We start from the raw sequence: 14,392 nt of genomic DNA, 5'->3' as shown, positions 1-14,392 counted from the left end.
GTTTCAGTGAGTTGGCTAGAATAAGGTTCAACGTTTTTGTTTAATTTTGCCAGTTATTGAGGTAAATCCAAGTAACTCCGCTTGGCTTTAAGCCTTGCAGATGAGATACCTATCTCAGCCCAAGCTTCAATCATCTGAGCAGCTACAATTTTGCTGTATTGGTGAATTTACAAAGCAATGGCAGATATTCAATTCGAGATACAAGGACAAGACGCCGTTGAGGCAACAGAAGAACTCTTCTCAATTTCTGGGTTATCAGGAAGTTGGGAAACTGAGGGCGGAGCAGGGAAAGAGGGTACTCTAATCACAATTGGTACTATTGTCGCCATTGTTGGGGGCACAGTTGCGATCGCTGAACAAATTCGCAAGTGGTACAAGGAATATAAACAAGGCAAGTCTGGTAAAAAGATTGAGAAGGTACTGATTCAGGGGCGCAACGGTAGGCGATTGCTGCTGGAGAATGCCACACTTGAGCAAATCAAGCAAATTCTAGACGACCAGTGGAGCCGTAAACGTGAAGACGCTCCACCTCGACCTCAAGCCCGTCGCGGATAATTACGTAGAGCTGCGTTATTTCTGGGACAATCCCAACCAGTACGAGAAGCGATCGCTTCCTCTGGGGGAAATCGCAGACCTGATTCAGTTAGCAGAACAAGACTACTACGTTCGCTTGGCTGTTAACTATACCATAACTGGGCGAAAACTGTATAACTGGTTAGATGGCAGCGATCGCCTTCTCCAACAAGCAATTGACCGATATTGGCGGGAAGGGATTGTTTTAGCGATTAAAGCGGCGGAAAAACTCGCTCACTTGCCTTGGGAGTTGCTGCATGATGGCAAGGGCTTTTTGCTGGAGAGATTGCCTGGGGTAGTTCCCGTGCGGTGGGTAGCATCGGATACCGGGAAAAAATTGTCCGTAGAGGCGAAACCGGAAAATCGGGCGCTGAATGTTTTGTTTATGGCAACCTCTCCGTTAGGGGTGGAACCCGTGCTGGAGTTTGAACGGGAGGAGGCACTAATCCTGGAAGCGACGGCGCGGAAACCTTTATCGCTGACGGTGGAAGAAAGTGGCTGCTTGACCGAGTTGGGCTATTTAGCTGAGGATCGGGGGAAGGGGTTTTTTGATATCTTGCACCTGACGGGTCATGCGACGATTACGGAGGAGGGAGCAAGATTTTATACCGAGACGGAAACCGGGGAACTGTACCTTGCCAGTGCGAGGGATATTGCTACCGAACTGCAATTCCAATTACCCAAACTGATTTTCCTCTCTGGGTGTCGCACGGGGCAAGCTGGCGATGCGGGGGCGGTGCCGTCGATGGCAGAGGAGTTGCTGCAAGCTGGAGCAAATTTGGTTTTGGGTTGGGGACAGCCGGTTTTAGATACGGATGCGAGGGCGGCAGCAGCAGCATTGTATAAAGGGTTGGCGGCGGGGAAGTCGGTGACGGAGGCAGTTGCCCTGACGTACCAGAAGTTGATTGAGAATAAAGCCAGGGATTGGCATTTGTTGCGGTTGTACGTGGCGGAAACGTTACCGGGGGGGTTGGTGACGCCGTTGCTGACTCTTGGACGGAAACCTGCACCCAAGCCTTCAGTTGCCGAACGGTTTTTAGATCCGGCTGGTAAGGTAAAAGTCCCGACTCGTGGCAGTTTTATCGGGCGTCGCCGTCAGTTGCAAAATTGCTTGCGGGCATTGAAGAACCCCCCTAGCCCCCCTTATCAAGGGGGGAACATAGAAGGAGTGGGGGTGTTGATTCATGGCATGGGGGGTTTGGGTAAGAGTAGTTTAGCCGCAAGGTTGTGCGACAGACTCCCGGAATTTGAGCGGATTGTCTGGGTGGGGAGAGTCGATGAACCCAGTCTGGTAAATAAGTTAGCGGCGGCGTTGGATAGTCGGGAACTGCGGGAAGCGTTACAGGATGACAAGGAGGAGTTGAAGTTTCGCCTGCGGCGGGTGTTTCGGCAGTTGGAAGACGGGGCGGCAAAGCCCTTTTTGCTGGTGCTGGATGATTTTGAAGCGAATCTGGAACCTCGCGATGGTGGGTATGTGCTGCAACCGGAAGCGGCAAGGGTATTGGAGGCGTTAGTCTGGGCTATTGAGGATACTTCCGCGCCTCACCGTTTAATCCTTACCTGCCGTTACGATTTTGAGTCCACCCTGTTGCAGGATTTCTACAAGCAACCAATGGAGGGATTGCGGGGGGCGGATTTGCGAAAAAAGTGTAGTCGTCTCTCTGCCTTTGATGCGAAATCTCAGGTGGATGAGGCGTTACAGTCTCAAGCAACCAGATTGGCGGATGGGAATCCTCGGTTATTGGAATGGTTGGATAAGGTGCTGCTGAATTTAGAACCCCCTCCCGTCCCCCTTGATAAGGGGGAAGCCAGAGATTTCTCCCCCCTTGATAAGGGGGAAGCCAGAGATTTCTCCCCCCTTGATAAGGGGGGTTGGGGGGGTTCTCAACAGGGGGAAAAGAAAACAGTGGCGGAGATTTTACAGGGTTTGGAAACGAATCCAGTGGAGTTGCGGGAGAAAGTTTTGGCAAAAGCGCTGCTGGAACAGATCGATCCAACGCTAGAGGAGATATTACGGCGGGGATTGGTGTTTGAGTTGCCAGTACCGAGGGAGGCAATAGCCGCAGTTTGTGAAGAAACTCCTAATCTCGAACGGCAGATTAATCGGGCAGTGGCGTTGGGATTGTTGGAAGTAAGTCCTGATCAGTCGCTACGAGTGCCGCGCATTTTGGAGAAAAACCTAACCCCCCAACCCCCTTCCCTACGAGGGAAGGGGGAGTCAGATTCCTCTTTCTCCCCTCTCCTTGCAGGAGAGGGGTTGGGGGAGAGGTTGCATCAGCAAGCGGCTGAGGTGCTGTATCGTCTCTGGTGGGAGGAGGCAGAAACTTCAACCGAGGAACAACGGCTAGAAATTCATCGCTTGGCGTTGCGGGGGAAGGTGGAAACGATTGCTGTAGAAATAGCAGATACTCTCGCATGGCGATGGGTTAATCAAAGCCGATTTCGGGAAGCCGTTGAGTTGTGCCAAGCCACTCTAGAAATCGCTGAAGATTACCGAGTGCTGCATGGGTTGGCTCGATCTGAGAAAGAATTGGGTGAGGTGAGTCAAGCACAAACCCATTATCAACAAGCCCTAGATAGCTGCCCTCAAGACGACGAAAAAGAGAAGTCAGCCATTATTCACAATCTGGCGATACTCAAAGCCAACTCTGGAGAAATCGAAGAGGCGATCGCACTTTATCAGCAATCGTTGGAAATCAAAGAACGTATCGGTGATGCCCAAGGCAAGGCAGCGACGTTGCACTGTCTGGCGATACTCAAAGCCAACACGGGAGAAATCGAAGAGGCGATCGCACTTTATCAGCAATCGTTGGATATCGAAGAAGGTATCGGTAATGCCCAAGGCAAGGCAGCGACGTTGCACCAACTGGCGATACTCAAAGCCAACACGGGAGAAATCGAAGAGGCGATCGCACTTTATCAGCAATCGTTGGAAATCAAAGAACGTATCGGTGATGCCCAAGGCAAGGCAGCGACGTTGCACTGTCTGGCGATACTCAAAGCCAACACGGGAGAAATCGAAGAGGCGATCGCACTTTATCAGCAATCGTTGGATATCGAAGAAGGTATCGGTAATGCCCAAGGCAAGGCAGCGACGTTGCACCAACTGGCGAGTCTCAAAGCCAACACGGGAGAAATCGAACAAGCGATCGCACTTTATCAGCAATCGTTGGAAATCACTGAACGTATCGGTAATGCCCAAACCAAGGCAGCGACGTTGCACCAACTGGCGAGACTCAAAGCCAACACAGGAGAAATCGAAGAGGCGATCGCACTTTATCAGCAATCGTTGGAAATCACTGAACGTATCGGTAATGCCCAAGGCAAGGCAGCGACGTTGCACTGTCTGGCGAGTCTCAAAGCCAACACTGGACAAATCGAAGAGGCGATCGCACTTTATCAGCAATCGTTGGAAATCACTGAACGTATCGGTAATGCCCAAACCAAGGCAGCGACGTTGCACCAACTGGCGAGACTCAAAGCCAACACAGGAGAAATCGAAGAGGCGATCGCACTTTATCAGCAATCGTTGGAAATCACTGAACGTATCGGTAATGCCCAAGGCAAGGCAGCGACATTAGCCATGCTAGGGCAGTTGTTAGCCGACGAGAAAGGCGACTTTAACACCGGATTGAATTATTTGCAGCAATCGTTGGAGATATTGCAGCGTCTCCAATCACCTGGCGCTGAGACAGTGAGGCAAATTATCGCCAGAGTACAACAGATGAGAGACGACATCTCGTAAAAGCGATCGCATAGTAGTATTACCAGTAATCTCCAGCAGACGCTTTTATGGCTCAGACTATTGCGATTGAGAAGAACATCACCACTCTTAACCAGCTACAAGGCAGGTTCAATCTCAGGCGTAGTGACAATGACCAATTCTTCACTGAATGGTTCAATGGTCTAAGCCAACTCACTGACTTAGAAAAGCAAGCTCTCGATGGGATTAAACAACAATACTTTTATCAGAGATCAGATGGCCCCTTAGCAGAAGGTGCTGTCAAAATGGTGGTGTTGGCTAAACTCTTGGATTTAGCTGGATTCTATGACCCTCCCTTCAGGTTTCGCACAGAAACAGGTGTTGAGATAGCCATTGAAGATCGGGATGAAATCTTGCGGGGACGTATTGATGCCCTAGTTATACAGGAACAGTTCTGGGTTCTCGTCATTGAGTCAAAGCGTACAACCTTCTCGACAGATGTAGCGTTACCGCAAGCTTTAGCCTACATGATGGCTAACCCTAATCCAGAACGTCCCATTTTTGGATTAGTCACAAATGGCAGTCATTTTATCTTTATTAAGTTGGTTCAATCTAGAGAGCCACAATATGACCTGTCCGATGAGTTCTCTCTCTATCAGCGTCACAACCAACTCTACAATATTTTGCAGATTCTCAAACGCCTTGGGCAGGTAATGACAGAGGTATGAAATTTATTTTGGTGCAAAAGCCAAGCCTGTAATTTGAGTGAGTCCCTACAGATTTACTTCCCCATTTAGATGCTACGGACAAAATCTAAAAATTCCCCAATTCTCTGGAACGATATCATCCAAGTAGGGACTCACTTGAAGTGATTACATCCGTAAAACAACCGTGAACCTCCGCGATATACCCGTCCTTTTTATACCAATCACTCAGTTTTTAGGACAGGAGTTTATTCCTTAAATTAGCTTTAAAGGTCACTTAAACCCTTGTCAGCATATTGCTCGATTTGTCACGAACCTTGTGCGAAATCTCGTGTTCAGAGATTTCTACTGACTGGACTGGCATCCAGTTACTTGTCACATCTTCTACAAACGTTTTCTTGTTCATTTTTGCATCATCAACCACCTCGACTTTGAGTGTTGCTAAATAAGCGTTGTCAATCATCTCATGTCCGTAGGCAACAACCTGCCCGATTTTGCCAGTTGTTTTGTGAAGTGCGTAGTCGCCAATATTCAACATGGTATTCATGAGTAGTGTTACGACTGGTCTCAAAAAGCATAATTCAGTAACCGTGTCAAGGTCAAGCAATGATTATTAATTAAAAATGTGATAAGATTATAATTTGGCAAAAATTGCTCAGAAATTGGGCATTCCAATTTCAATCGATCTACCTACACTGGCGGTTAAAAATCGGTGTTTGGGAAAAACCATTTCTTAAGATAGATGCAATCATCAAAGAATTAGAAAATTTCATTAACACTTAAGCGATCGCGCAGACCCTTAATACTTCTCTAAGATACCAATACACACGGACGTAATTGTCATAGAAATCTGACATTTAGGAGGGGCAAGGCATTGCCCTCGCCCCTAAAACCATGAACTCTTGACAATTAATCTTTGACAGACTGAAGTTAGGGAATCTCTCGAAGTTTGCGGGTATTTTCGACTAAACTTTGAGCAAACTGATCGAAGCGCTGCGAGAGTTTTTCGTCCAAAATTTTGCCATCTTCACCAAACGCTTTCCAGGATTGACCAATGGCAATTTGCTCTGGAATCACCCAGGCATGTACCCAACGCATGATCACCCGTAAGTCATTCAGGGCATTACTATTATGCTGACCGCCCAATACACTAATCAAACCCGTGACTTTGCCCGACATGTGATCAAAACTCATCAAATCCAGGGCATTTTTCAAAACACCACTGATGCTACCGTGATATTCTGGAGACGCCAGAATCAAAGCATCCGCTTCCTGAACGGTTTCCCGTAATCGCATCACATCTGGATAGCCTGGATAATCATTGCCGCCCGTACAAAACGGGAGTTGCATCTGGCGTAGGTCAAGTATTTCGGTAGAGGCTCCTAACGCTTGCACGCGCTGGATTGCTAGAGTTAGCGCAAGATAACTCGTAGCGTCAGGTCGCAAACTACCAGCAATTCCCACAATCTTCACCATGTTACTAACACTCTCTACTCAAACATCTAAAATAATCGGCTTAATCTAGTCAATAAGTCTGCTAAATTCTTCTCACTATAGAGATAAATATAAATTTAGGGAGTAGGGGATACACCTCAAAGCTTCAAACCCTAAGATGAAGTCATTTCGACTACGTTTAATATAACGAATTTAGCTCAACCTCGTCAAACAGAGCTTATAGTAACCCGCACAGACTCTGTACAACTGTGAAGATCAGTCAACCCTGGGCAGATACGGCGAGAATTGAGAAAGTTAAACTAGAAATTGGAAAGAGACTTCAACTGAAAGGTAACGCGGTTTACACAGGAGTTGAGTTAAGGCAAGACGCGCAAGGAAATTGTGATGAAAGACAGTTCCTGGATAAGGGCATGGATGGGAAAGAAACCAGCAAAAAGTTCGGCTCATAAACAGGGGACACGCGAGTGTGTTTCGACAAACCACAAGCAAAAGGCCGCGACCGTCAACTTCTGGCGTCTTGCGGCTAGTGTACTCCTGATTCAAGGAGTTGTGTTAGGCACCCCAGCCCAAGCACAGCAAACAGAAAAAAAATCACTTAAATATGGGGAATTATTGGAGAAAATTGACCAAGACGAAGTCACGCGAGTCCAACTTGACCCAGGGACAAGGACGGCAAAAGTCAGGCTGATGGGGCAAAAAAAGACTGACCCCCCCTTAGAAGTGGATCTACTCGATCAAAATCCAGAATTGATTGAAAAACTCCGTGAAAAAAAAGTTGAGCTGGATGTTGAGGCCACGACCGATAACTCAGCAGCCCTAGGACTTGTTGCCAACTTGTTTTTACTCTTATTGTTACTAGCAGGGTTAATGATCATCCTGCGTCGCTCTAGTAGCAGTTCAGGTCAAGCCTTGAACTTCGGAAAATCGAGGGCGAGGTTCCAGATGGAAGCCAAAACCGGCGTGATGTTCAATGATGTCGCCGGCATTGAAGAAGCGAAGGAAGAACTGCAAGAGGTCGTGACTTTCCTCAAACAACCTGAACGCTTCACGGCTGTGGGGGCAAAAATTCCCAAGGGAGTGCTGCTGGTGGGGCCTCCAGGTACAGGAAAAACCCTCTTGGCAAAAGCGATAGCCGGAGAAGCGGGAGTTCCTTTCTTTAGCATTTCGGGGAGTGAATTTGTCGAAATGTTCGTGGGTGTGGGGGCTTCTCGCGTCCGCGACTTGTTCAAGAAAGCCAAAGAAAACGCCCCCTGCCTGATTTTTATTGATGAAATTGATGCAGTCGGTAGACAGCGGGGTGCCGGGATTGGGGGTGGTAACGATGAGAGAGAGCAAACCCTCAACCAGTTGTTGACGGAAATGGACGGCTTTGAGGGAAATACAGGGATTATCATCATCGCCGCGACCAACCGACCGGATGTTCTTGATGCCGCCTTGTTGCGCCCTGGACGCTTTGATCGCCAAGTCATTGTGGATGCCCCCGACCTGAAAGGAAGGCTGGGTATCCTGGAAGTCCACGCCCGCAACAAAAAAATCGACCCTGACGTTTCCCTGGAGGCGATCGCACGGCGTACCCCCGGATTCACCGGTGCTGACTTAGCTAATTTGCTCAACGAAGCCGCGATTCTCACCGCCCGACGCCGTAAAGAGGCGGTGACGATGCTAGAGATTAATGATGCCATTGACCGGGTTGTGGCAGGGATGGAAGGCACCCCACTGGTGGATAGCAAGAGCAAGCGCTTGATTGCCTACCATGAAGTTGGACATGCAGTCATCGGTACCCTCTTGCCCAACCATGACCCTGTACAGAAGGTTACCCTGATTCCTCGTGGACAAGCCCGTGGACTCACTTGGTTTACTCCCAATGAAGAACAAGGTTTATTGTCTCGCTCTCAGATCCGTGATCGCATCACAGCCGCTTTAGGTGGTAGGGCGGCAGAAGAAGAAGTCTTTGGTGACGCCGAGGTTACCACTGGGGCAGGTGGCGATTTGCAAACGGTGACCTCCTTGGCACGGCAGATGGTGACTCGCTTCGGTATGAGCGATTTAGGCCCCCTATCCTTGGAAGAACAAGGAAACGAAGTCTTTCTCGGTGGTTGGATGTCCACGCGATCGGAATACTCTGAGAAGATTTCCGCCAAAATTGATTCACAAGTTGAGCAAATTGTCAAAGAATGCCACGATAAAGCTCGCCAAATCATCCGCGAAAATCGCGTAGTCATTGACTACTTAGTTGAGCTGTTAATTGAAAAAGAAACAATTGACGGCGATCAATTGGTTCAAATCATGAATGAAAACAAGCAATTGGATGGAGAAAAGCTGGTAGTTTCTGGATGATGAACAAGGGAGAGGGGAAAGATATTTTCTTTCCCCTTTTTTCATGCTCCTTGCTATGGTCTTAACTAAACAATTTATCCCAGGTTTTTGGCCCAACAATGCCATCCGCCGTCAAGCCTTCCTGTCTTTGAAACACCTGAACAGCCGTTGCTGTCACGACGCCATAGACCCCATCTACCACAACTTTGAGTTGGTGTTGCAGGTATTTAACCGTGGTGCCTGCCGCATGATTAGCTCTAAGAACGGGCTTCGCTAATATTTGCTCAATAGCTTGCCATGTAGTAGGCCCAGCCATTCCATTTTCAGTGATGCCTACAAGCCGTTGAAAGTTTCTAGTCGCCGATCTTGTTGCATTACCAATTATGCCATCTTCCACTAAGGGCTTACTGTTGTCGTCTCTTATTTTTAATCGATTTAAGGCTTTTTGAAGTTCTAAAATTGTCTTCTTTTCAGCCTCATCCGGATTCGGTGCGGTTTGTCCGGTTAACCCCCTGACAATGGCATCGGATAGAGAATCAGGATTGTACCGATTCATATCCTGTTGAGCATCGCAGAAACAGCACTCAACCAGAATGGCTGGCATGTTTGTATTTTTAACAACATACAAATGCAAACCACTTTTAACCCCTCGATTGAAAAAACCCAGCTTCACAATATTGTCTAAAACAGGTTGAGCAATCCGTCTTCCCGTATCACTTCCTGTGAAAATTTCCGTTCCATTCGCTTGCCGATTAAAAGAGTTAAAGTGAATCGAGACAAAAACATCCACTCGATTAAAGTTCGCGATATTACATCGCTGCTGGAGAGAATTTCCGACACTACTAGCGCGACTCGGCTTACAATTAATCACTTGATGACCAAGGGATTTCAGCTTGGAGATAACACGAGTTCCGACTTCCATCGTCAGGTGATCTTCCTGCCGAATTCCTCTGGCTCCAATGTCAGGATTACAGTTGTGACCAATATCTATTCCGTATTTCATGGAAATTACCGTTGAATTTATAGAAGCTTTGAAGCGTTGTTCTTCAGTTCAGTTCAGTGGAGAAAATACCTGTTTCTCTGACAATCTTTACACACTTGAGTGTACAGTCTGGATAGTACACAATTCAGAGACAATATTTCCTCAATCGAGCCGTGAAATTAATCCCGTTGATTTTTGTATTTTGCCACCGAACCAGTGTTAGATTGCTGGTTATACATTGCCCGAAGAACTAAGGCAGGGTCTACATATTGGTTGGCATATTTCATCCCCCAATGCAGATGAGGGCCAGTGGTACGACCGCTCATTCCCACTCGACCAATTCTGGCTCCTGATGGCACCTGTTGACCTTCCCAGATTTGCAGACCACCGCTACGATCAATGAGATAACGACGACCCCCGGCGGTTTCAACATGCCCTTTCATGTGACAGTAGACATGCGTCCACTCTCCGGATTGAATTTTAATTAAGGTGCCGCAGGCGGTATGATCAGACAGTTCAATCACCTGACCTGTCCACCAACTGCGGATATAGCTTCCTTCCGGAGCGGCGATATCTAAGCCTCGATGCAATTCCCATCCTGAGCCTCCTGTGGCAGAGCGTCGGTAGCCGAAACCAGAGGTGTAAGCTTGAAAGTTTTCCACAGGAAAAGAACCGCCTTGCCAGGAATTGATACTCGCTACCTGGATGGCTCGGACTTCTGAGGCTCTCACCTGCTGTTTGTACAGCCCTCCTAGTGTAATCACACTGATAAGACTCAGCACAGCCAAAAGTAGCCAGCGTCGATTTGCTCTCTTGTGGTTTGGGCGCTGGTAAGGCTTAGATACTTGCTGCATTTGTTTACTTCTCTACTGCTGGATGAATTAATCAGTGGGGTAACTCTCACGCCAGAATGTAGTAACGATTCTTTACATTCCGAGTTTGTGGCAGATTTCTGGAGTAGCTGACACCCGAAGCAATACTTGAAACGGCCTCTACTGTTCTTGGGAGTTGTGGACGTTCACTGGATAGGCTTTTACCATCACAAATTAATTCTTCGCAGGATCTTAATCTCTAAGAATCTGCCTTGTCATCCTTTTGCTCCGAATTGTGAGGTTGACGAGTTATGAGGAAGACGCTTCTTCAGGGAAGACGCTCCAGAGAGCGGAGGGTTCCAAAAAATCCCCATAACCCAAAATTCAAACCTTTTTGGTATTTCTTCAAATCTGTAGTTTTGTTAAGATGCCTGAATAGTTGTTAATTTCCTGCTCTCCACCCTCGCTCTACCCATGCTGACTAATATTTTTCCCTTTAAGTTCACCCTGGATGCAACGTTAATTGCAGGTGCCTCCTTGTGGGCACTGGCACTGTATTTAAGCTTCTCATCCTTAAGCCAATGGTTGATAGAGCAACTCAATCGCTGGTTCACTGTTGCTCAAGCCTCCCTTTACGCCTCAACAAAGCAAGTTGAAAACACTCGCCAGGGTAGAGAAGCTCAAAATGCTTTGTATGCCTCAATTTTCAGCATCGTACCGTTTTTAATGGCGGGAGGTTTGTGTAATTGGGGTGTTGAACTCAGTCTCGGTCGCAGTTGGGCGATTAGTATGGGAATCTTAGCTTGTATCGGTTGTGGGGTTTATGAATTAGGGCGTCGGGATGGGCAGTCGAATTAGGGGTTAGTCCGAACAGAGGGAAAAAAAGATTAGCGTCACGCGCTCAACAGGCGATGCCTTCGTCTATCCACTGATTGTAGGAACAAGGTATTTATGTCTCACAATACGCCAGAAGACATTCTGTCATTTTATCAAGGTCAATCTCCCGACTCAAAAGGACGGATGATAGAAGAAATATGGTTGTGGGATTACCAAAAGCTTGAATATACCCATGATTATATTCAATGGCTTTTTCCTTTAGAAGAACCGAGTCAATTTAACTGGAGGGCACCTGTTGTAGATGACAACGTAGTTCACGCCTTTTGGACAAACGAGCAACTAAGAATGCGTTTGCTTCATTCATTCAAAGTCATGCTCCAGTTTTATGGGCTGCAATGCAACGAAATTAAGGGTAGGGCGCTCAACATCACCAAATCGGCTGAATATCCGCAAAGAAAATCCAACTGGATTGATCCAGAAAATCATAATTACCTTCGGATAACAAGAATTTTAACCAGTTTGAGGCTACTAGGATTAGAAAACTATTCTCTGGCTTTTTTCAATTGTTTAAACCAAATCTACTTAGAAGAGGGTGAAACCATTGGTGATGTGACTTATCATTACTGGCAAAGAGCGGTTAATTAACCCAGGTTATCTCAAATAATTCTAAGTTAATGACTTGAATTGAAGTCTCAACATTATCTTCATAGCCATGCCTACCAGACCTTACTTCTTTTATTCAGTGTCTGGTTAAGGTGGAAGCAAAAATTATCTTCCGGGTCTTGGTTGAGCTAATTTAATTTTTTGTTGAATGAGCCTGAATAGTGTGATCTCAAAATAAATCTGAGATAAAATACCCCGTTATGAATTCTATCTGTGTGAAGTATGAACAACTTCAATCAAGAACAAGAACCCAATGATCCGATTCCCCCAGGTCTTGATGTGGTTGAAATCGAAGATGAAATCATCATTCGATATTCTTGGTCTAAAGTAACTGAATACATAATGCCACCTTATCTAATCAAGAATAAAGAAAACAGTGTTATAGAGTGGCCCAGACAACCAGGTTACATGATGATCCCTTTTTCTGTAATTTGGAACAGCCTGCTAATTTCCTGGTTTCTCAAGCAATTGATTGCTCCCACAATTCCTCAAAGTAGTTTTCTATTTTCAATCCCTTTGGTACTTTTTTTTCTCACAATAGGGTTATTTCTGTTTTACTACGGTATTTGCTCTATAGTTAATACCACAACATTGAGAGGAACTAAGAACTGTGTTTCTCTAAGTTTTTCTCCTCTAAAATGGCTAGGGGAAAAACAACTCTACTCGAACCAAATAAACCAGTTTATTGTCAAAGAAAAAATTCAGTTGAATTCTCAGAATGAACAGGAAAAAATCAGTGAAAATAGATATGAATTAACAGCAATTTTCACTAATGATTATCAAGAAGAATTATTAACTTTTAGTTCGCCGGAATACGCGCATTTCATCAAACGTAAACTTGATAATTTTTTTGATTCTTCACAAGGTACCTATTAAGATGTAGTAGGGAAAACAATCGTTACAGGTAAAGTTCCTGCTGCACCAGTTGAGCAAGTTTTTGTGCTGCTCCAGGTTGTCCCCGAACGCTACGAAGGCGCGATCGCATCTCCTCTAACTGTTCTGGATGCTCTAAATAATCAACAACTCGTTGTGCGACTTCACAAGGCTGAATCTTACCAAACAATTCCGGCACAATCTCTTTCTTTGCCCAAATATTAGGCCATGAAAATAACCGCTTTTGACGCAAAATCTGTTGAATCATTATTAAATTAATAATCCTAATTAAACCAGACCCAATTCCAGGCAAACGAGCTAAAATTCCAGGCAACCCATCCCACGCACGCATGGCATCGAGTTGTTGGGTGGGAAGTAAGACAATCATGGGTACGGCTAAAGAACCTAACTCTGCCGTATTCGCTCCCACCGTCGTCAGACATAGGTGACACTGAGACAATAAATCATGAGCGGGAAACTTTCGCCAAAGTTCGATACACAAACCGCTGGGTGTTTCCAGCCATGCTTTATCTGGAGTATCAGGATGTGGAACAATCAATTGAGCCTCACCCCATCCCAACTGTTGAATCAGGGGATTTTGTTGTGGGTTGGCAAAATGAGCAAGCGTTGAAAAATCTAATGTTGGGGCAACAGGAATGACAAAGCGAGTTTGAGGACGTTGTGCGTGGATAGATTGGGCGATCGCTAATGTTAGGGGCACACCTTGGGCTAGTTTAGCCGATTTCGACCCTGGCAGTAGTCCAATGAGTTCGAGTTGAGAATTGGGAGTTGGGGTTTGGGATTGAGGGTTGTTCTCCCTCTCTTCTCCTACGTCTGCCATTAAATCCCCCACCACAGCCAACTTGTCGGCATATTTCTGGGGAATTTGGGCCATCATTTCGGGTTTCATGACGCCGAAGCGATCGATCCAACGATGCCATCGCGCTTCCCATTCAGCATAGACAACGGTACGGTAACCCAATCGCTTACCAATAACGACAGGGAAAAATTGGTCGCCGCCTAAGAAGACAACCACACCTTTGTCACGCCAGTCCCAGTTTTGGGCTGTTGTTCCCCACAGCAAAAAAGGAAAGAAATGTTCTGCACTCTGAACTCGGTCTACTTCAGGATAAGATTGTGCGATCGCAGCTTCTTTCCCCGTCGCATTGGGACAAGGGGACAGCAGTACAGAGATACGTATCTGCGATCGATCATCTCCTAACTGTTGGCGTAATGCTTTGACTACAGGACGCACCCAGGTTGTCACCTCACCTGGGCCATTTGAGAGAATTAAAATGTCTGCCGCTTGCATCTTTAGGAATTAGGTGTAGTTAACCACTTTGTTTTAATTTACGGCTCAACTCATACAGAAAGTTATATATAGCGTTTCTCTATTTGGTGAAGTACAACGTAGTTGGCTTTAAGGCAGAAGGCAGAAGGCAGAAGGCAGAGGGCAAAGGGCAGAAGTTGAGTG

12 protein-coding genes are annotated in these 14,392 nt (G+C 46.4%); 7 read left to right on the top strand and 5 right to left on the bottom strand.

All coding sequences use genetic code 11. The features are described 5' to 3' along the window. The first annotated feature begins 177 nt into the window (after positions 1–177). The 3 genes from MIC7113_RS09530 to MIC7113_RS09520 are packed head-to-tail and all read left to right on the top strand — an operon-like array spanning position 178 to position 5,004. Positions 178–555, top strand: coding sequence for a hypothetical protein (locus MIC7113_RS09530; protein WP_015181960.1), 378 nt, complete (start codon positions 178–180; stop codon positions 553–555). Further along, entirely contained in the window at positions 515–4,318 is a 3,804-nt protein-coding gene (locus MIC7113_RS37540) for a tetratricopeptide repeat protein (RefSeq protein ID WP_015181959.1), read from the top strand. The genes MIC7113_RS09530 and MIC7113_RS37540 overlap by 41 nt, the downstream gene beginning before the upstream one ends. Before the next feature lie 47 nt (positions 4,319–4,365). After that, positions 4,366–5,004, top strand: coding sequence for a hypothetical protein (locus MIC7113_RS09520; protein ID WP_015181958.1), 639 nt, complete (start codon positions 4,366–4,368; stop codon positions 5,002–5,004). 253 nt (positions 5,005–5,257) lie between these two features. Here the strand turns inward: MIC7113_RS09520 and MIC7113_RS09515 are convergent, their stop codons facing one another. After that, a complete protein-coding gene (locus tag MIC7113_RS09515) occupies positions 5,258–5,527 on the bottom strand; it encodes a hypothetical protein (RefSeq protein ID WP_015181957.1) in 270 nt (89 codons plus the stop codon). Positions 5,528–5,910: 383 nt separating this feature from the next. Then, entirely contained in the window at positions 5,911–6,456 is a 546-nt protein-coding gene (locus tag MIC7113_RS09510; protein ID WP_015181956.1) for an NADPH-dependent FMN reductase, read from the bottom strand. A 363-nt stretch (positions 6,457–6,819) separates the two neighbouring features. On the opposite strand from MIC7113_RS09510, the gene ftsH reads away from it, so the two are divergent. Beyond that, positions 6,820–8,772 (top strand): ATP-dependent zinc metalloprotease FtsH, encoded by a 1,953-nt coding sequence (gene ftsH / locus MIC7113_RS09505; protein ID WP_015181955.1) that lies wholly within the window; start codon positions 6,820–6,822, stop codon positions 8,770–8,772. Between the two features lie 61 nt (positions 8,773–8,833). Here ftsH and MIC7113_RS09500 read toward each other — a convergent pair whose 3' ends face one another. Then, on the bottom strand, positions 8,834–9,754 hold the full coding sequence (locus MIC7113_RS09500; RefSeq protein ID WP_015181954.1) for an N-acetylmuramoyl-L-alanine amidase: 921 nt from the start codon (positions 9,752–9,754) through the stop codon (positions 8,834–8,836). A 158-nt stretch (positions 9,755–9,912) separates the two neighbouring features. Then, positions 9,913–10,587, bottom strand: a complete 675-nt coding sequence (locus MIC7113_RS09495) for a M23 family metallopeptidase (RefSeq protein ID WP_015181953.1) — start codon at positions 10,585–10,587, stop codon at positions 9,913–9,915. Positions 10,588–11,019: 432 nt separating this feature from the next. Between MIC7113_RS09495 and MIC7113_RS09490 the strand changes: the two genes are divergently transcribed. From MIC7113_RS09490 to MIC7113_RS09480, 3 genes are all read left to right on the top strand, one after another. After that, positions 11,020–11,403: a hypothetical protein gene (locus tag MIC7113_RS09490; RefSeq protein WP_015181952.1), complete on the top strand. Its 384-nt coding sequence runs from the start codon at positions 11,020–11,022 to the stop codon at positions 11,401–11,403. A gap of 93 nt (positions 11,404–11,496) precedes the next feature. Continuing rightward, positions 11,497–12,027 carry an opioid growth factor receptor-related protein gene (locus MIC7113_RS09485; RefSeq protein ID WP_015181951.1) on the top strand — a complete coding sequence of 177 codons (531 nt, stop codon included), beginning with the start codon at positions 11,497–11,499 and terminating at the stop codon, positions 12,025–12,027. Between the two features lie 240 nt (positions 12,028–12,267). Continuing rightward, a complete protein-coding gene (locus MIC7113_RS09480) occupies positions 12,268–12,921 on the top strand; it encodes a hypothetical protein (RefSeq protein ID WP_015181950.1) in 654 nt (217 codons plus the stop codon). A 22-nt stretch (positions 12,922–12,943) separates the two neighbouring features. Here MIC7113_RS09480 and MIC7113_RS09475 read toward each other — a convergent pair whose 3' ends face one another. Beyond that, entirely contained in the window at positions 12,944–14,230 is a 1,287-nt protein-coding gene (locus tag MIC7113_RS09475) for a hypothetical protein (RefSeq protein ID WP_015181949.1), read from the bottom strand. Positions 14,231–14,392: the final 162 nt, after the last annotated feature.

The organism is Allocoleopsis franciscana PCC 7113, assembly GCF_000317515.1.
Classification (GTDB): domain Bacteria; phylum Cyanobacteriota; class Cyanobacteriia; order Cyanobacteriales; family Coleofasciculaceae; genus Allocoleopsis; species Allocoleopsis franciscana.
The sequence above is the reverse complement of the archived record's forward strand: the minus strand, read 5'-3'. Positions and strand labels throughout refer to the sequence as shown.